This is a genomic window from Streptomyces sp. NPDC000983, assembly GCF_040299205.1.
Classification (GTDB): Bacteria; Actinomycetota; Actinomycetes; order Streptomycetales; family Streptomycetaceae; genus Streptomyces.
Genome location: NZ_JBEPBM010000025.1, coordinates 24373 through 42802 on the forward strand (window position 1 = coordinate 24373; position 18430 = coordinate 42802).

Annotated in this window: 14 protein-coding genes; 8 read left to right on the top strand and 6 right to left on the bottom strand. The window is 74.1% G+C overall.

Features of this window, described 5'->3' with window-relative positions; all coding sequences use genetic code 11:
* Positions 1-73 precede the first annotated feature (73 nt).
* The 3 genes from ABT296_RS25885 to ABT296_RS25895 all read left to right on the top strand — a co-directional run bounded on the left by ABT296_RS25885 (position 74) and on the right by ABT296_RS25895 (position 3834).
* Entirely contained in the window at positions 74-1576 is a 1503-nt protein-coding gene (locus ABT296_RS25885; RefSeq protein WP_351931026.1) for an MFS transporter, read from the top strand.
* A gap of 166 nt (positions 1577-1742) precedes the next feature.
* Complete coding sequence (locus ABT296_RS25890; RefSeq protein ID WP_351931027.1) at positions 1743-2753, top strand: Ppx/GppA family phosphatase; 1011 nt, start codon at positions 1743-1745, stop codon at positions 2751-2753.
* Positions 2754-3015: 262 nt separating this feature from the next.
* Positions 3016-3834 (top strand): VOC family protein, encoded by an 819-nt coding sequence (locus tag ABT296_RS25895; protein ID WP_351931028.1) that lies wholly within the window; start codon positions 3016-3018, stop codon positions 3832-3834.
* A 152-nt stretch (positions 3835-3986) separates the two neighbouring features.
* Here the strand turns inward: ABT296_RS25895 and ABT296_RS25900 are convergent, their stop codons facing one another.
* The gene (locus tag ABT296_RS25900; RefSeq protein ID WP_351931029.1) at positions 3987-4421 is read right to left on the bottom strand and encodes a protease inhibitor; all 435 of its coding nucleotides are present in this window, start codon (positions 4419-4421) and stop codon (positions 3987-3989) included.
* Positions 4422-4840: 419 nt separating this feature from the next.
* Between ABT296_RS25900 and ABT296_RS25905 the strand changes: the two genes are divergently transcribed.
* Together ABT296_RS25905 and ABT296_RS25910 are read left to right on the top strand one after the other, a co-directional pair.
* Complete coding sequence (locus ABT296_RS25905; protein ID WP_351931030.1) at positions 4841-6010, top strand: lactate 2-monooxygenase; 1170 nt, start codon at positions 4841-4843, stop codon at positions 6008-6010.
* Positions 6007-6984, top strand: coding sequence for a 2-hydroxyacid dehydrogenase (locus ABT296_RS25910; RefSeq protein WP_351931031.1), 978 nt, complete (start codon positions 6007-6009; stop codon positions 6982-6984). The genes ABT296_RS25905 and ABT296_RS25910 overlap by 4 nt, the downstream gene beginning before the upstream one ends.
* Here the strand turns inward: ABT296_RS25910 and ABT296_RS25915 are convergent.
* The 4 genes from ABT296_RS25915 to ABT296_RS25930 all read right to left on the bottom strand — a co-directional run bounded on the left by ABT296_RS25915 (position 6977) and on the right by ABT296_RS25930 (position 10087).
* Entirely contained in the window at positions 6977-8566 is a 1590-nt protein-coding gene (locus ABT296_RS25915; protein ID WP_351931032.1) for an RICIN domain-containing protein, read from the bottom strand. The genes ABT296_RS25910 and ABT296_RS25915 overlap by 8 nt on opposite strands.
* 439 nt (positions 8567-9005) lie before the next feature.
* On the bottom strand, positions 9006-9383 hold the full coding sequence (locus ABT296_RS25920) for a toxin Doc (protein WP_351931033.1): 378 nt from the start codon (positions 9381-9383) through the stop codon (positions 9006-9008).
* 3 nt (positions 9384-9386) lie between these two features.
* Complete coding sequence (locus tag ABT296_RS25925; RefSeq protein ID WP_004979459.1) at positions 9387-9632, bottom strand: hypothetical protein; 246 nt, start codon at positions 9630-9632, stop codon at positions 9387-9389.
* A 260-nt stretch (positions 9633-9892) separates the two neighbouring features.
* Positions 9893-10087: a hypothetical protein gene (locus ABT296_RS25930; RefSeq protein ID WP_351931034.1), complete on the bottom strand. Its 195-nt coding sequence runs from the start codon at positions 10085-10087 to the stop codon at positions 9893-9895.
* 206 nt (positions 10088-10293) lie between these two features.
* Between ABT296_RS25930 and ABT296_RS25935 the strand changes: the two genes are divergently transcribed.
* Genes ABT296_RS25935 through fxsT form a run of 3 tightly spaced genes read left to right on the top strand, consistent with a single transcriptional unit; the run spans position 10294 to position 16549 of the window.
* Positions 10294-11760, top strand: a complete 1467-nt coding sequence (locus ABT296_RS25935; protein WP_351931035.1) for a VMAP-C domain-containing protein — start codon at positions 10294-10296, stop codon at positions 11758-11760.
* Positions 11761-11786: 26 nt separating this feature from the next.
* Positions 11787-12722 carry an AAA family ATPase gene (locus ABT296_RS25940; protein WP_351931036.1) on the top strand — a complete coding sequence of 312 codons (936 nt, stop codon included), beginning with the start codon at positions 11787-11789 and terminating at the stop codon, positions 12720-12722.
* Positions 12719-16549: an FxSxx-COOH system tetratricopeptide repeat protein gene (gene fxsT, locus ABT296_RS25945; RefSeq protein ID WP_351931037.1), complete on the top strand. Its 3831-nt coding sequence runs from the start codon at positions 12719-12721 to the stop codon at positions 16547-16549. Before ABT296_RS25940 ends, fxsT begins: the two co-directional genes overlap by 4 nt.
* Here fxsT and ABT296_RS25950 read toward each other — a convergent pair.
* Positions 16492-18405, bottom strand: coding sequence for an HEXXH motif domain-containing protein (locus ABT296_RS25950; protein WP_351931038.1), 1914 nt, complete (start codon positions 18403-18405; stop codon positions 16492-16494). The genes fxsT and ABT296_RS25950 overlap by 58 nt on opposite strands.
* Between the last annotated feature and the right edge of the window lie 25 nt (positions 18406-18430).

The following is an 18430-nucleotide window of genomic DNA, read 5'->3' on the forward strand; positions in this document are numbered from 1 at the left end:
TGTACGAAACCGTTTCGTTCAGGCGCCTGCTCTGCGGCGAGGCCCGAACGACGTTCCCTGGAGTGGTCTGCCCATGTCCCACAAGACACTGACCGACAGCGCGCCCGCGCGCGTCACCGAGGAGCCGTCGGGCTCCTCGGCCAAGCGGTGGTGGATCCTCGCGGTCGTCGCGCTGGCCCAGCTGATGGTGGTGCTGGACGCCACCATCGTGAACATCGCCCTCCCCTCGGCCCAGGCCGACCTCGGCTTCTCCGACGGCAGCCGGCAGTGGATCGTCACCGCCTACGCGCTGGCGTTCGCCTCGCTCCTGCTGCTCGGCGGGCGGATCGCGGACCTGTTCGGCCGCAAGCCGGCCTTCCTGGTCGGCGTCGTCGGCTTCGCCGCGGCCTCCGCGCTCGGCGGCGCCGCCACCAGCTTCGAGATGCTGGTCGTCGCGCGCGCCCTCCAGGGTGTCTTCGGCGCGCTGCTGGCGCCGGCCGCGCTCTCCCTGCTGAACACCACGTTCACCGACGCCCGCGAACGCGCCAAGGCGTTCAGCGTGTACGGCGCCATCGCCGGCGCGGGCGGCGCGGTGGGCCTGCTGCTCGGCGGCCTGCTGACCGACGCCCTGGACTGGCGCTGGACCCTGTACGTCAACGTGCCGATCGCCCTGGTCGCCCTGGCCGGCGGCTGGATCCTGCTGTCCAACCACCGGGACGCCGCCAACTCCAAGCTGGACGTGCCGGGCACGATCCTGGTCGCCGCCGGTCTGTTCTCCCTGGTCTACGGCTTCTCCAACGCCGAGAGCCACGACTGGAACTCCCCGCTGACCTGGGGCTTCCTGTTCGCCGGCGGTGTGCTGCTGGCCGCGTTCGGCTGGTGGCAGACCCGTGCAGCGCACCCCCTGCTGCCGCTGCGCATCCTGCTCGACCGCGACCGCGCGGCCTCCTTCCTCACCGTGCTGCTCACCGGCGCGGGCATGTTCGGTGTCTTCCTCTTCCTGACCTACTACCTCCAGCTCAACCTCGGCTTCAGCCCGACGAAGACCGGTGTCGCCTTCCTGCCGATGGTCGGCGCGCTGATGGTCGCGGCCCAGCTGGGCACCACCGTGCTGGTGCCGCGGATCGGCCCGCGGATCGTGCTGCCGCTCGGGTTCGCCGTCGCCACCGGCGGTATGGCCTGGCTGGCCGGAATCGGCGTCGGCTCGGACTACCTCACCGCGGTGCTGCCCCCGCTGATCGTCATCGGTGCCGGCCTCGGCATGGTGATGCCGCCCGCGATGCAGCTGGCCACCGGCGGGGTCGCGGCCGAGGACGCCGGAGTCGCCTCCGCGACCGTCAACGCCATGCAGCAGGTGGGCGGTTCGATCGGCACGGCGCTGCTGAGCACGCTCGCCGCGAGCGCCGCGACGGACTACCTCGCCGGACACGACGCGACCAGCCCGGCCGTACAGGCGCAGGCGACGATCGAGAGCTACACCACCGCCTTCTGGTGGTCGGCCGGCCTGTTCGCGGCCGGCGCGGTGATCTCCTTCTTCCTCTTCCGCCCCGGCGTGCCGGAGCAGGACGCCGACGCCGCACCGGTCGTCCACATGTGACCGTCCCGGACCCGTCACGAGGGGCCGCCGTCTCCAGGGAGACGGCGGCCCCTCGGCGTTCCCGGACGGTCGTCCCCGTACACGGGACCGGCCGGTTTTCGGCCGGATCCGGCCGTCGGTGAAGCGCTGTCCGTTCGAGCGGACGGGAAACGGGTACCGCCGGGCCATGCGAATCAGCGTGGTGGATGTCGGATCGAACACGGTCAGACTGGTGGTCGCGGACGCCAAGGACGGGGTCCCGCTGCCGGTGCACACCGCCAAGTGGCGGCTGCGGCTGTCCGCGGACGTCCGGCCGGGGGACGCGATCCCGGAGGAGGCCGTCGAACGGCTGGTGAACGCGGTCGGGGAGGCGAGCCGGACGGCCGCGCGGTGGCGCGCCGCCGACCCGGTGGCCTTCGCCACGGCCGTGGTGCGGGCGGCGCCGAACCGGCGCGAGGTGCTCGGCGCGGTCCGCGCGCGCACCGGGGTCGGCCTGTGCACCCTGCCGGGCGAGCTGGAGGCCGAGCTGACCTTCCTCGGGGCGCGGCGGTGGATGGGCTGGCGGTCGGGGCCGCTCGCCCTGCTGGACATCGGCGGCGGCTCGCTGGAGGTGGCCTTCGGCCGGGGCCGGCTGCCGGACTTCGCGGCGTCGCTGCCGCTCGGCGCCGGCCGGCTGACCCATGAGTTCCTCGAAGGGGGCGAGGACCCGCCGTCGCCCGAGCGGGTGCGGGCGCTGCGCCGCAGCGTGCGGCACCAGCTGCGGGACGCGGCGGCCCGGATCCGCTGGGAGGGGCCGCGCACCGCGGTGGCCACCTCGCGCACCTTCCAGCAGCTCGGCCGGCTGTGCGGGGCGGCGCCCGGGCGCCACGGCCCGTTCATGGAGCGGCTGCTGCACCGGGACGACCTGAGAGTGGCCGTCGACCGGCTGGCCGAGCTGCCCGCGGCGGAACGCGCCCGGCTGCCCGGGATCTCTGCGCCGCGCGCCGCGCAGAGCCTGGCCGGCGCGGTGATCGCGCACACGGCGATGAAGCTGACCGGAATCACCGAGGTCACCGTCTGCCCGTGGGCGATCCGCGAGGGCATCCTGCTGCGGCACATCGAGGACGGCCCGTCCTGGTGGGCGTCGGCCGCCCACGCCGACGAGTCCGTTCCCCCGCACGAACCGGCGCCGCTGCGCCTGGCGGGCATGAGCGGCTGACCGCTCCGGCCGTGTCCGGCCGTTCCCCTCGTCGCCGGCTCACCCGGCAGCCGCCGGGCCCGGTGCGCCCGGTGCGCCCCGAGCGCGTGCACGGCGTCGGCCGCGGAACGGAATGCCGGCCCCGGCCTCCGTCGGCCGATGAGTTTCGGCGGCGGGCACGGTCCAAGGTCCTGCAAGCCGTCCCCACGCGCCGGCCGCCGCCCTGCGGGGCGGGCGGGCCGGTGCGAGGGTGGCCGAGACGGACCTCCGAAAGGGAAAGCTCATGATCACCACCGACCCGGTCCCCGGCGTCCCGTGCTGGATCGACCTCGGCACGCCCGACGTGCCGGCCGCGGCGGCCTTCTACAGCGCCGTACTGGGCTGGACGTACGAGCCCATGCCGGGTGACGTCGGCGAGAGCACGGACGGCGAGGAGATGGAAGGCGGGATGTTCAAGCGCGACGGCAGGACCGTCGCGGGGCTCGGCAAGCTCACCGAGGAGGGTGCGCGGTCGGCCTGGATGATCTACTACAACGTCGCCGACGCCGACGCCGCCACCCGGGCGGTCGAAGCGGCCGGCGGCACCGTGCGGGTCCCCCCGCGCGACCTCGGCGAGTGGGGCCGGATGGCCCAGTTCAACGACTCGCTCGGCGGTCAGTTCGCCGTCTGGCAGCCCGGCACGGACGCCGGGATCGAGCTGGTGGACAAGCCGGGCTCGCTGTCCTGGACCGAGCTGTACACGACCGACGCCGACGTCGCGCGGAAGTTCTACAGCGAGGTCTTCGGCTGGTGGTACAGCGAGGTGCCGCTGCCCGGCGACGCCGGCGCCTACGCGCTGGTCACCCCGGCAGGGCTGCCCGCCGAGCGGATGCAGGGCGGCATCATGGCGATGCCCAAGGAGTACCTCAGCCTCAACGGCGGTACGCCGTACTGGCATCCGGTCTTCGACGTGGAGGACTGCGACGCGGCGGTCGCCCGGGTCACCGCGAACGGCGGCACCGTGCAGATGCCGCCCGAGGACGCCGAGGACGTGGGCCGGCTCTCGGTCTGCGTCGACCCCTCGGGCGCGGACTTCGTGGTGCTCAAGCCCGTGGCCCGCTGAGGCGGTCGGGGCACGAATGCGAGGAACCGGCCGGGTGGCCCCACTCCGCCCGGCCGGTCCTCGATACGAGATCACCGGCTCCGCGACAGGACTCGCACTCCCCAGTTACGCGTCACTGCGCTTGTGCACGGATGCCGTGCGATCCCGGTCCCTCAGAACGCGAAGACACTCGCTCCGAGGGAGCTCTTCACGCACTCGTTGGAGAAGGTCCGCTCGTAGGAGACCCGCTGGCCCCGCCAGACGCCCTCGACCGTGACCACCACGGGGTCGTACTCCCGGGTGCACAGCGTCCCGCTGTCGGCCTCCAGCGCGTCGAAGTCGCCCTGGGCGGCGCGCAGTTCGGCGCAGGCCGGGACGGCCGCCGGGTGCGTGCCGGAGGCCGAGGGCGCGCAGACCAGGGTGACGGCACGCTCCGGGGCGGCGAGCGCCACGCTCTCTCCGTGGCCCGTGGTCAGGACCAGCGCCGAGGGGGCGTAGAGCGAGGCGGGCGCGTTGCCGGGGGCCGCGGGCGCGGTCGAGGCGAGGGGGCCGCAGACGGCCGCTGCCGTCAGGCCGAGGGTCGCTGCCCAGCGCGCGGTGTTCCGCATTGTGTGCATCCTTCCGCTCGAATCGGGGGTCTGCCGGAAGCCGCCCGATCGGGGGCCGGCAACCGGCGACCGCGAGTCTGCCGAGTCCGCCGCCGGAACACACATCGGACCCACAGGTTTCGGTAACCTTGCGTATTGAATCAGTGGCGTGAAGTAACGGAATTCGAACGTTCCAACCCCGTGACTGGGCGGTTCTTGATCGCCCGAAGCAGCCAACTGGCCTGTTTACACATGCTCCGCAATCGGCCTGAAACATTCCGATTCCGCTCCCGTTCGATCCCTCAGACACCCTTTCCGTTCATGTCCAGGCCGGGTGACGGTCATGGAACGCGCCCCTCCCACCCCTCTGGACTCCTGCCTACCGGTCGGTATGGTCTGCGTACTGCGCGATCTCAGCGACGAGGGGCGGGACCGACTCGATGGCCAGGCACTGGGCGGACTTCCAGTACGAGATCTATCTCAACGGGATGACGGGCGCCGTACCCCGGCTGCCCACCGATCTGACCCGGCTGGAGGAGCTGACCGAGCGGCGCCTCGGCCCCGGTCCGGTCGGCTACGTGGCCGGCAGCGCGGGCGACGGCAGCACCGCCCGCGCCAACCGGGCCGCTCTGGAACGGCTGCGGATCGTGCCGCGCGTGCTGCGGGACGTGCACGAGCGGGATCTCTCCGTCGAGGTGCTCGGCCGCGCCCTGCCCGCGCCGCTCGCGCTGGCCCCGGTCGGCGTGCTGTCGATCATGCATCCGGACGCCGAGCCCGCCGCCGCCCGCGCCGCCGCCGCGCAGGGCGTGCCGTTCGTCCTGTCCTCGGCCTCCAGCACCCCGCTGGAGGAGGTCGCCGAGGCCATGGGCGACGCCGAGCGCTGGTTCCAGCTGTACTGGCCGAAGGACCCCAAGGTGGCGCTGAGCTTCCTGAACCGGGCGAAGGCGGCCGGGTACTCCGCGCTGGTGGTCACCCTGGACACGCCGTTGCTGGCCTGGCGCCCCCGCGACCTGGACCAGGCGTACCTGCCGTTCCTGCACGGCGTGGGCACCGCCAACTACTTCACCGACCCGGCCTTCCGGGCCGGTCTCGCCAAGCCGGTGCACGAGGACCCGAACGCCGCGGTGATGCACTTCGTCGGCATGTTCGCCGACCCCGGCAAGACCTGGCCGGACCTGGCGTTCCTGCGGGAGAACTGGGACGGCCCGATCGTCCTGAAGGGCATCCTGCACCCCGACGACGCGCGGGCCGCGGCCGACGCCGGCATGGACGGGATCGTGGTCTCCAACCACGGCGGCCGCCAGGTGGCGGGTTCCGTCGCGGCGGCCGACGCGCTGCCCCGGGTGGTGGACGCGGTCGGCGACCGGCTCACCGTCCTCTTCGACAGCGGCATCCGCACCGGCGACGACATCGCCAAGGCCCTCGCCCTCGGCGCCCGCGCGGTGCTCGTCGGGCGGCCCTACGTGTACGGGCTCGGGCTCGACGGACAGGCGGGTGTCGAGCACGTCATCCGCTGTCTGCTCGCCGAACTCGACCTCACCCTCGCCCTGTCGGGGCACGCGGGACCCGGCACCCTGAGCGCCGCCGACCTCGTCGAGGGGCCGGCGTGAGCGCCCCCTGCGACGTCCTCGCCGTCATCGCCCCGCACGTGGGCGGCCGTACCGTGGGAGCCGGCCTCGCCACGCTCCTCCCCCAGGGGACCTCGGTCACCGTCGTCGAAACCGCGGACGAGGACCCCGAGGCGCTGCGCTCGGCCCGCGCGATCATCACCGGCCTCGCCCCGGTGACGGCCGAACACCTGGCCGCGGCACCGCAATTGGAGCTGGTGCAGTGCGCCAGCCACGGCTTCGACTACGTCGACCTGCCCGCCGCGCGCGAGCGGGGTGTCCGGGTGTGCAACATCGGCTCCAGCGGCGCGGAGGCGCAGAACGTCGCCGAGCAGACCTTCGCCCTGATGCTGGCCCTGGCCAAACGGCTGGTCCCCGCCCACCTCGCGCTCGTCGAGGCGGACTGGGCCCTCCCCCGGCTCCAGGGCTCCCTGACCGAACTGTCCGGCAAGACGCTCGGCGTGGTGGGTCTGGGCCGGATCGGCCGGGAGGTGGCCCGCCGCGCCGCGGCCTTCGACATGGACGTCGTCTACGCCGGCCGGAGCCGGGCCGACGAGGAGACGGAGGCGAGGCTGGGCGGCGCCCGTCACCTCCCCCTCGACGACCTGCTGCGCCGCGCCGACTACGTCACCCTGCACACACCGCTCACCGACACCACCCGGCACCTGCTGGACGCCGGGCGGCTCGCGCTGCTGAAGCCGACGGCGTTCGTGGTGAACACCGCGCGGGGCGCCCTGATCGACCAGGACGCCCTCGCGGAGGCGCTGGAGAAGGGCGCGCTGGCCGGGGCGGGCATCGACGTCTTCGACCCCGAACCGCCCACCCCGGCCCTGCGGTTGCTGCGCGCCCCGAACGTGGTGCTGTCCCCGCACGCCGGCGGTGTCACCCGCGAGACCCTGGTACGGATCGCGCTGGCCGCCGTGGAGAACGTCAACGCTTTCCTGTCCGGGCGGGAGCCGCGGGACGTGGTCAGCTAGCGCGTGGCGGCGGCGCGGCGACCGACAGCGAGCCGGCTTGTGCGGACTCCGCGTCGGCGGCGAGCCAGCGCTGGGCGCCGGAGCCGTCCCGGACCTTGACGACGATGTCGGCGCCCACCGCACCGGTGGTGGAGGCGAGGGCGAGCTGGTCGCCCCAGCGGGGCAGCAACTCGCCCTGCACGGTGAGGTCGTAGCGCACGTCGTCGGCGCGGCCGCCGTCGTCGTCGTCGTCGTCGGCGCACCGGCCGAGGACGACGACACCGGCGTCCACATGGGAGTCCAGGCACAGTTCGGGCTCGGCGGCGCTGCGCAGCAGCCCGTCCTCCTCGAACGACCAGCGCTGGGTGGCCGCCGTCGAGCAGTCGGCGAGCTCGGCGCCGGCTCCGGGCGCGGGCCGGCCCCGGACGTCCAGGCAGAGATCGGCGCCGTCGTTGCGCAGCCGGGTCGTGCGGGGCGGCACGGGGAGCTGGGCGGTGCCCGGGGGCGCGGAGGACACCGTGGGCGGCGCCTCGTCGCCGGACTCCCGGCTGGTGGCGGAGGCGGCCGGGGCGGTGCCGTCCCCGTCGGACCAGCCCCCTCCGACGACGACCGAGGCGAGCAGCCCGGCCGAGGCGATACCGACGCCGGTGAGCAGCGCCCGGGACGGGTGGGGGCCGTCCACCACCCGCCGTACCTGCGCGGGTATCCGGAGCAGCTGGCGCCTGCGGCGGCCGTGCCGGGCGCCGCCCCGGGCGCGGGTGCCCTGCTGGGCGCGGCCCGGGCGGGAGTCGAGATAGCGCCGGGCGCCCCAGCCGAGCACCGCCTCGGCCAGCAGCGGTCCCAGCGCGCCCTCGAAATGGCTCAGCTGTTCGGCGGCGGAACGGCAGTAGCGGCACTGGGCCAGATGGTCCTGCACCTCCGGCAGCAGGGCTCCGCCGCGCCGAATGGGGACGTCGAGGAGGCGGTTGTAGAAGCGGCAATCCTTGGTCGGCGCGAGTTCCCGGTGCGCGACCACACAGCCCTCGCGGAATTTTTCACGCGCCTGTTCGAGCGCGATGATCGCGGTGTCGGTATCCAGGCCCAGCAGTCCGGCCGGGACGGATATCGGTTCCGCCTCCACCTCGGTGTGCCAGAGCAGACAACGGGCCTGTTGCGGAAGGGCGTTGAATGAACGTCCGGCCAGCTTGCGATTTTCCGCGGTCATGGACTTCGCGGCGCGCATACCGCGGCCGCCGGCCGGTTTCCCCAGTTCGGGAAGGACCGCCGATATCCGTTCCTCGGCGGCCCACACCCGGACGGTGTCCCGGACCGCGATGAGCAGCCGGGGGCGCAGCGCGGCCGCCGGTTCGCCGAGGGCCAGGCGGTCCAGGACGTGGTGGAAGGCGGCGGAGGTGACCATCGCGGCGAGGTCCGCCCGGGAGGCCAGACAGATCGCCGCGTAGGTGTGGGCGGGTTTCCAGTGGCGCGCCATCAGCAGGGCCACGACGGGGGCGGTCTCGCCGTCCGGTCTGCCTCTCAGCCGGGCGGCGAGACCTTCGTCCGACTCCCCGGGGACGCCGGCCGGCGGCGGGTACGGGGGGCGAGGGGGGTGGGGGGTGGGCACAGAGCGGATTCCTTCCCACGCGCGGAGAACAGCGCGGGGAGCGTGAATTCACCGGCCATCGTCCGGCCCGATCCCCCGTCGGCGCGAATGCGACCCGGCTTTCACCCCCCGCACGGGCGGTGATAACCCTTGCACACACCACTCACGCCCAACAAGGCACTCGGGCAACATCCGCACCTTTGAAGGTAAGTCAGATTCACGGTCAACTTCCTTCACCTGCACGGGTTTTCGCCATTGCCCAGCGCCCCGTGTGAATCCCACACCCGTATCCGGGGGTCACGCACTCTCCCGGCACCGGGGCGGGCGTAGTGGACTGGGAACCGGCCCCTCGGGAGGCCGGCGCAGAGCAGGGGAGGCTTCTCTGCGCTCAGGGCCGCCGACCCTTTCCATCCGCCCTCGGTCGGCGGCCCCGAGGGCGGCGGCGCCCGGCGCGAACGGTTCAGATCTGCCAGGAGCGCAGCCGGTCGGCGGCGCCGTACACGTCGGTCTTGCCGTCGATGAGGTCCCGGGCCAGGTCGACCAGGGCGCCGTAGGGCGGATCGATGCCGGCGCCGCTGACGAACATGTAGGCGACGGCGGTGGCGCAGGCGAACCGGGCGTTGGCCGCGGGCAGCGGCTTGAGCAGGGCGAGGGTGTGCAGCAGCGCGGCCGCCCGCCAGGCCGGGTCGGAGTTCACCCCCAGGCGCGGCGGGTCGACCCGGTGCCGGGCGACGGCGGCGACCAGCGCCGAGAAGTCGTTGACGGTCGGCTGGTCCGGCAGGACCTCTTCGTGGCGCTGGAGCAGCCAGGGCACGTCTATGTGAACGACGGGTGCCATCGGTCAGGCGGCCCGCCCCTCGCCCTTGGCGGGTGGTTCGTCGTCCGGGAAGGCGGCCGCGAACTCGTCGGCGTGCGAGGCGAAGAAGCGACGGAACGCCTCCGCGCCCTCCTGGAGCGCCCGGTGCCGGGCGATGTCGGCGGCCGCCGCCTCCCGGACGAGCGCCTTCATCGACGTACCGCGTTCCTTGGCGATCTGTCTCAGGTCCTCAAGCTCGCGGTCGCTGAACTCCACGTTGAGAGCTGGCATGCCCTCAAGGTACCGCTCGGGTACTCACGCGTAAATACACCCAGGTCACAGAGGGTGCGCAACGGTACCCGGAGTTCGGCGGGCCGAGCCGGCGCGGTGAGAGGCGCGCCCTGGCGGGCCCCGCCGGAGTGGGCGGGTGGTCGGGTCGGATGGTTCGTGCGGCGCCGTCGTGGCTTGTCGCGCAGTTCCCCGCGCCCCCAGGGGGCTCATCCGCGAGTACGTCGGGAGGCCGGGCCGGCTGAACTGCCCTGGTGGCAGCCCTAGTAGTGCGACGACACGACGGCGGTCACCATGCCGACGACCACTGCCACCGCGACGAGCGCCGCCGCGATCACCGCGCAGCCCACGCCTCCCACGACGGTCCCGATCGCCGCCCAGCCGAACCGGGCGGCACGTTCGGCCTGCCGGACCGCCGCCCGGTAGCCGCTGTCGTCGTCCCAGTCCCGCTCGGCCATCGCGCTGCCTCCCCCTGCCGCCGCGCCGGACGGACACCGGGTCCGCCCGAGGCTCCCATGATCACCCGTACGGCCGAGCGTACTCGTCCGCCCTGTCCGCCGATTCCCTTCCGCCGGCGACCCCGGCCCCTAATCTTGTGTCACCGGCGGGCCGCCGGACGAGCGAGGGTGCGCGTCCCGGAAGGGACGTCGGAGGGGGGCCTCCTTTGCGCGAGGAGATCGAGGACCGGATACGGCGAACCGCCGTCGACGTCCTGGTGGACTGCGACGGTCTGCGTTCCTCGGAGGACCGGGAGCAGTTCCTGGATCTGGTGCTCGACCGGCTCGGACGCAACGGCCGGCTCACCCGGCACTCCGTCCCGCGCAGACAGTTCGTCGCCCTGATGGCGTTCTGCATGCGGGGCGCCCCGGCCGGCCGGGCACCGGACGGACTGTCGTGTCTGGCGGCCGTGCTGGATCTGCTGGACCCCGGATCGGCGGAGTCGCTGACGATGTTCCGGCTCGGCGACGAGTGGCGGGCCACCCGCACCCTCCCGGCCGAACTCCTCGACTTCTGGCCCCTGCTGGAGACCTGCCTGCTGCCGCTCGCGGTGCCCCACGAGGAGCGGGGCCGCATGGTGACCCGGGCGACGCTCTCCCGATTACGGACTCCTCCCCAGCACTCCGTCACCCCCTGGTCGGACTTCCTCTACCTCGTCGGGCAGAACACGGCGCCCGAACAGGTCCCGCCCTGGATGGCGTACCTGGAGGAGGCGGCGGGCTGGCTGGACGACGCGCACCGCCGGGAGGTCCGCGCGATCAACCGGCAGCAGGCCGTGCGCTGGGACTTCGGGGAGGCACTGGACCGCAGACGCTACGGCCGGCAGCCGGAGCGGCAGCCCGCCACCCACGACGAGCACCTGGCGATCCGGATCATGCCGGCGCCCTTCGACGAGGGCCACTACACCGTCTCGTACTGGTTCCACTCCGACGCCCGCGGCCCCCACTTCGAGGGGCGCCGGGACAGTGCGGTGATCCCCTTCGCGGACCTCCAGCGCACGGTCAGCGAGGTCATCTCCGAGGTGGAGCGCGCCGAGGGCGACCGGCCCGGGCAGCTGCGGCTGGAGTTCGTGCTCCCCCTGGAACTGATCAACCTGCCGGTGGAGTCCTGGCCCCTGGACGCCGCCGAGGACCCGCATCTGCCGCTCGGCATGACCTATCCGGCGGTGGTCATCCGGAGCCTGGACCGGCTGCTGGACCAGCGCTGGCACGGCTGGTGGCGGCTGCGCTGGCAGAAGCTCCGCCAGGAGCCGACGGGCGGCTCCGTGTACATGAGCATCCCCAACACCTCCCCGCAGCACCAGCGGCAGGTGGTCGCCGGACTGCTGGACGAGGAACATGTCGCCGCGGTGCTGAGCGAACCGCCCGAGGACGGCCGGGTGCACGGCTGCCTGGAGTTCAGGACCGCGCTGCGCACCGGCTATCCGGTGGTCGTGTGGCACCGCACCAGCGAGTCGACCACCGAGTTCCGGCAGGTGCTCGGCGAACTCTTCGCGGGCGGCTTCGCCGACCTGCTGCCCCGCATCACCCGCTTCCGGCGGCAGGCCGCCGCGCTCGGCTCGGCCGCGCCCGAGCACCAGATCGGCCGGCACCTCGCGGTGCTGTGGGACGACCCCGACCGCAAACCGCTGTGACCCCGCCGCACAGGGAGGAAACGTCCATGGACTCTTGGTGGCTCTACCGGGGCACCGGGATACCGCTCGACCCGGCCGAACGCGACCGCCGGTGGCCCGCCCCACCTCCCTGGCGCGCCGGCCGCGGCGGCCCCGACGAACCGCCGGTGCCGCCGCGGGACGAGCGGACGGTGTCCGTCCTCGGGGAGCTGGGCACCCCGCGGACCCCCGACCCCGAGGAGACGGCCCGGGTCGGCACCGCGCTCCGGCTGCGCCGTCCGCTGCTGGTCGGCGGCGCGCCGGGCACCGGGAAGTCGGCGCTCGCCCACCGGGTCGCCCGGGAACTGGGCCTGGGCGCGGTGCTGCGCTGGCCGGTCACCGGCGCCACCACGCTCGGCGAGGGCCTGTACCGCGTGTCGGGCCGCGGCACGGTCCGGCTGGGACCGCTGGGCACCGCCCTGCTGCCCCGCCGATTACCCCGGGTCGTGCTCCTCGACGACCTCGACCGGGGCGGCTTCGACCTGCCCGACGAGGTGCTGGCCGTGCTGGACGACGGGGAGTTCACCATCCCCGAACTCCTCGGCCCCGACAGCTCCCCCGTGCACACCTGGGATCCGGGGACGAGGGCGACGGTCCGTTCCGGCCTCGTACGGTGCCACGAACCGCCGTTCGTGGTGATCACGACCGGCGGCGAGCGCGACCTGTCGCCCTCCTTCGTACGGCGGTGCGTCCGCCTGGAACTGCCCGCGCTCACCCGGGAGCGGCTCGCCGAACTGGGCCGGACCCGGTTCCCCGCGGTCCCGGCGGAGGTGCTGGAGGCGTTCCTCGACCGGGCCGAGCGGGAGCCGGGACCGGCCGACCGGCTCCTCGACGCGCTGCATCTGGCCAACACGGGTGCCCTGGACGCGATCCGGGAAGGTGAACAGGAGGCAAGCGCGGCCCTCGACACCGTCTGGCGGTGGGCCGCCCTGGAGGGGCCATGACGTCCGTCGACGGTCGGGGCGCCCCGTCCGCGCGCTGGACGGACATCGCCGACCCGCAAGGCATCCTGCGCGCGCTGCGCGGGCTGCGCGCCGCGCCCGGCCGGGCGCCCTGGGACGTGGTCGTGGCGGTGGACCCCGATCCCGGGATGGCGGTGTGGCAGGACACGGCGGCGGAGTTCACCGAACTGCTGCGCCGCTCGGGCGCCTTCGGCCGGGTCGACCGGTGCGCCCTGCGCCCCATGCCGCCCGGCGGGGCGCGCGCGACCCGGCTGACGCTGGTGGTCACCGACGGCAACGCGCCCGGCTGGCGCAGCGGCGCCCTCGGGCACGTCCTGCACCGGTGGGCCGCGGCCGGCGCGCTGGCCGTCGTCCATCTGCTGCCGCATCCGGCCTGGCCCGAGTCCGGTGTGCCGACCTGGCCGTTGTCGCTGCGCCCGGCGGGACCGGGCGCGCCGAACCGCCGGCACAGCATCCGGCCGCACCGCCTGGCGCTGGGCGCGCCCGACGAGAACGGGGCCTATCTGCCGGTGCCCGTACTGGAGTTGGCGCCGCGCAGTCTGCGCTCGTGGGTGCGCCTGGTCGGCGGGGAGCGGTCGGCGTCGGTCCGGCTGCCGACGACCTTCGCCGCAGGAGCCGCCCGTACGGACGGCGCGCCCGAGGTGCGCGCCGAACCGGGCGCCGGCGCGCGGGTCGCGTCCTTCCGCCGCTCCGTCTCGGCCGAGGTCCAAGGGCTCGCCCCGCTGCTCGCGGCGGCCCCGCTCGCCGTACCGCTGGTCCGGCGGCTCCTCACCCGGCTGCGCCCCGAGGCCCGGATCGCCGACTTCACCCAGCTGCTCGCCCACGGGCTGATCCACGCCCGCCCCGACCCGGAGCCGTCGGCCGGCCCGCGCATCGCCTACGACTTCACACCGGACGTCCGCGGCGAACTCCTGGCCGCCGGGCGGACGGAGGAGCTGCGGCAGGTCGTCGCCCTGGTCGGCGAGGCCCTGGGCCCGGCGGCCCGCTCCCTGTGGCAGCTCCCCGAGCTGCTAGCCGGGCGGGCGGAACCGCGCCCGGTCGCCGACGACCCCGAGGCCCGCGCCTGGGCCGAGCCGCAGATCGCCGTACTGCACGCCCTGTCGGGGCCGCACGCCGCCCAGGCACGGGCGCTGCAAGCACTGACCGCCGCGTCCGGGGCGCACCGGCCGCGGCCGGCTCCCCGAGTCGCGCGTGCCCTCGTCCAACCGTCCCCTTCGCACCTGCGGAAGCAGGAGGATCTGGTGAACCAGTCGAGCAACCCCCCGCAGCCGCGCACGGACGTCCCGCCCGGCACTCCCCCGGGTGCGGACGGCCACCGCGGCACCCCGGCCGTCTGGGGCAGCGTCCCCCCGCGCAATCCCAACTTCACCGGCCGCGACGACCTGCTGGACGCGCTGCACCGCAGGCTGCGCAAGGAGAAGGCGACCGCGGTGCTGCCCAACGCGCTGCACGGGATGGGCGGCGTCGGCAAGACGCTGCTCGCCGTGGAGTACCTCTACCGGCACCTCGGCGACTACGACCTCGTCTGGTGGATCTCCGCCGAGCGCACCGCGCAGATCGCGCTGTCCCTGGCGGAGCTGGCGCCGCGCCTGGGGCTGGAGGCCGCGAGCGACGCCACCTGGTCGGTGACGGCCGTCCTGGAGGCGCTGCGGCGCGGCGAGCCGTACGACAACTGGCTGCTGGTCTTCGACAACGCCGACAGCCCCGAGGCCGTACGCCCCTACTTCCCCTCCGGCGGACCGGGCAACATCCTCGTCACCTCCCGCAATCCGCAGTGGGCGAGCGTGGCCAAGTCGCTGGAGGTGAACGTCTTCCGGCGCGAGGAGAGCGTGGGCCTGCTGCGCCGGCGCGGCCCCGACATCACCGCCGAGGAGGCCGACCGGCTCTCGGAGGCCCTCGGCGATCTGCCGCTGGCCATCGAACAGGCCGCGGCCTGGCGGGCCGAGACGGGGATGCCGGCGGACGAATACCTGCGGCTGCTGGACGAGAAGCTCGTCGACCTGCTGGGTCTGTCCGCCCCGGTCGACTACCAGCTTCCGGTCATCGCTGCCTGGAACGTCTCCCTGGACCAGCTGGAGGCGAAGAACCCGGCGGCGATGCAACTGCTCCAACTGTGCGCCTTCTGCGCGCCCGAGTCGATCGCCCGCAACCTCTTCGCCTGGCGCCGCGAGACGGCCATCACCCCCGAACTGGACACGGTCCTGCGCGACCCGATCCGGCTGAGTCAGGCCATCCGGGAGATCGGCCGCTACTCCCTGGCCCGCTTCGACTTCCGCACCAACGCCCTGCAGATGCACCGGCTCGTCCAGGCGGCGCTGATCTCCCGGATGACGGAGGCCGAACAGCGGCGGATGCGGCACGGCACCCATCTGCTGCTCGCGGCCAACGACCCCGCCGATCCGCACAACGCCTCCCACTGGCCGCGGTACGGCGAGCTGTATCCGCACCTGGTCGTCTCCGAGGCGGCCTGTACGTCCGACCACTGGGTGCGCGCGCTGCTCGTGAACGAGGTCCGCTATCTGTGCCGTTCGGGCAACTTCGACGCCGCGCTCCAACTGGCCCGCTGCGCCTACGAGTACTGGCGGCAGGACGGCGGGGAGGAGGACACGCAGACCATGGAGGTGTCCCGCTGGCTCGGGGTCGTGCTCTTCCACATGGGCCGGTGGGCGGAGGCCGCCGAGGTCAACGACCGGGTGCTGGAGACCTGTCGGCGGGCGATGGGCGAGGACCACAAGGACACCCTCGACGCGCTCGGGAACGTGGCCGTCGACCGCCGCAACAAGGGGGACTTCCAGTCGGCCCTTGAGCTGTCGGAGTCCGTGCACGAGCGCTATGTGCGGATGCTGGGCGACGAGGACCCCGAGACCCTGCGCGCGGCGCACAACCTGGGCGTGAGCCTGCGGCTGGTCGGCGACTTCGCCCGCGCCCGGGAGATCGACACCCACACCTGGCACACCAAGCAGCAGCACTTCGGCCAGGACCACGTGGTGTCCCTGCTGACCTGGTTGAGCCTGATCCTCGACATAAGGGAGCTGGGCGACTACCACACCGCCCTCACCTACCAGCGGGAGCTGACCGAACGGGCCGTCAGGCTTCTCGGCCGCGACAACCCCTTCACCCTCTCCAACCACCGGCACCTGGCGGTGGCGCTGCGCAAGGCCGGCCACCACGAGGAGGCGCTCGCCGCGGCCGAGCACGCCCAGTCCAACCTGGTCCGCCGCTACGGCGACAGCAACCCCGGCTCCATGGCGTCCACGCTGGAACTCACCATCGACCTCCGGCACGCCGGCGACCTCACCTCGGCGCGGGACCTCGGCTCACGGATCCACCGCCAGTACGCGGAGGTGTACGGGCCCGCCCATCCGCACACCCTGTCCGCCGAGGTCGACCTGGGTGTCACGCACCGGCTGCTCGGCGACGCGGACGCCGCGCGGGCCGTCGACGAGCGGACGCTGACGGAGCTGACCCGGGTCGTCGGCGAACGCCACCCCACCACGCTGGTGTGCGCGACCAACCTGGCCAGCGACCTTTACGCGCTGGGCGAGTTCGCCGCGGCCCGCGAGCGCGACGAGCGGACGCTGAGGATCTCCGAGGAGGTGCTCGGCGAGGACCACCCCTCCACCCTGGCCTGCGCGGCCAACCTCCCGCTCGACCTCAAGGCCCTCGGCGAGGACGAGGAGGCCGAGCGGCTGCACAGCAGAACGGCGCAGCGGCTCAACCGGGTGCTCGGGGCGGACCATCCGGCCGTGCGTCAGGCGGTGTCCTGGGACGACCGCGTCAACTGTGACGTGGATCCGCTGCCGTTGTGAGCACGGCCCGCGGCCCGCGCCCCGCCCAGCCATCCGGCCAGTTCGGCGGGGGGCGGGGTGTGGCCCGAACGCCGGGTGACGGCGCGGGAGACGGCCCGCAGCACCTCCGGCCGTCCGGCCGCGCCGTCCTGGCCGCCGCCGGCGATCAGTGCGAGTGCGCCCCATGAGGCGGGCCGGTGCGTCTGCGTGGCGTACAGGGCGGTGGCCTCGGCGAGGTCGCCCGCCACATAGGCCAGGTCCGCGGGGGTGACGTCCTTCGGCCGGGGGCCGCCGTTCCGAGCCTCGGCGAAGCCGTCCGGGTCGGTGATGCTCAGCCGTACGAGGTGCGCGAAGGCGTCCAGGCGGCAGCCGGCCGGGTCGGTGACCACGCTTCCGCCGTCCGGGGCCGCCGTCGGGTCCGCGCCGTCGAGCCAGGAGTCCGCGAGGGCCCGCACCATCGCCTCGTCCGGCAGGACGTGGTGGGCCCGCCAGCCGGCGCGCTGGTGGGCCGCGGCCCGCTCGGCGAGCAGCAGTACGTGCTCGGGCACCGGTTCGGTGTCCCAGGACCGGATGCCCGCGAGGAGGCCGGCCACCAGTCGGCGGCCCGTGCCGGTCAGCGCGGGATGCGTGCGCAGGGCCTCCAGCGTGGCCCGGGACTCCCGCCGCCACAGGGCGAACTCGAAGCGGGCCCGTTCCGCGGCGCTCTTCTCGGTGCGGGCGGCGCGGTCCCGCCAGAAGCGGGCGACGCCGGAGAAGGCGAAGGCGCCGTGCAGCACGCCGCTGAGCGGCCGGGGGTCGTCCCGCCAGGGCGCGTGGAAGAGGTCGGGGCAGTCCTCGGCGAGGGTGGTCAGGTGCATCAGGCCGTTGAGCAGGGTGTGCCGGAACTCGTGGACGAGGGTGACGGCGAGTTCGACGGCCGCCTCCTCCTCGTCGGCCCCGGGGCCGGGCGCGGAGACCATCACACAGCCGAACGCCTCGGACGCCGAGGCACTGCGCGGCCGGAAGCGTTCCGCGGCGGGCAGCGGCACCAGGGAGAACAGTCCTGCGGCGAGTGCCTCGGCGCTGTCGCGGTGGTCCTCGACGAGCAGCGCCCAGGCCCGGTCGATCGCGCGCCGCCAGTTCCGCAGCTCCGCCTCGTCCAGCCGCCCGGGTACGGCGGCTCCGGCGATCACGGGGTAGCGGGCCAGGTCGTCGACGCCGAGGTGGAGGGCGAGCCCGTCGTGCCGGGCCGAGATCCGACGCATCCCCGACCAGCCGGGCGCGTCACGGGTGGCGTCGGCCGGGACCGGCACACCGGGTCCCTCGCCCTCGGCGCGGACGCACGCCGTACCGTCGTGGGCGCTCACCTCGGCGGTGCTCCACGGCCCGGCCGCGGGTACCTGTGCGCGTCCCAGACAGGGCAGCAGGACCGCCCCGTGGTGGGCCGGGACGAGGATCCGGAAGTCCAGACCCGCGAGTACGGCACCGGCGGCGGCCAGCGCGTGCAGGTTCCCGAGGTCCGCCCAGAGCGGGGCGGCCGACTTCTCCGTGCCGCGCAGCCCGCGCAGCGCGTGGGCCGCCCAGAGCCCGGTCTGCGGGTTCATCAGCAGCCGGTGCACGGCCTCGGGCCGCCGCCGCTGGGCCCGCGCGAGGAGGTCCCACGCCTCGCCGGCCGGAGCGAGTGGGCCGACCGACGCCGGACGCGCGGACACCTCGTCCACCAGCAGCCGCAACAGCAGCAGACGCCGGCTGTACTCCGCGTCGAGGAGGGCGCGCGTCGCCTCCAGGTGCTCGCCCGCCGAGCAGAGCATGGCGAGGGCGGCGTCGTCCAGACGGTGAGGCGGCAGGAGCTGCGCGGAGCTCTCGGATCGATCGGCGGCCTCGCTTGACGTGCGCACGAAAGCTTCCCTATTCACGTGGTCC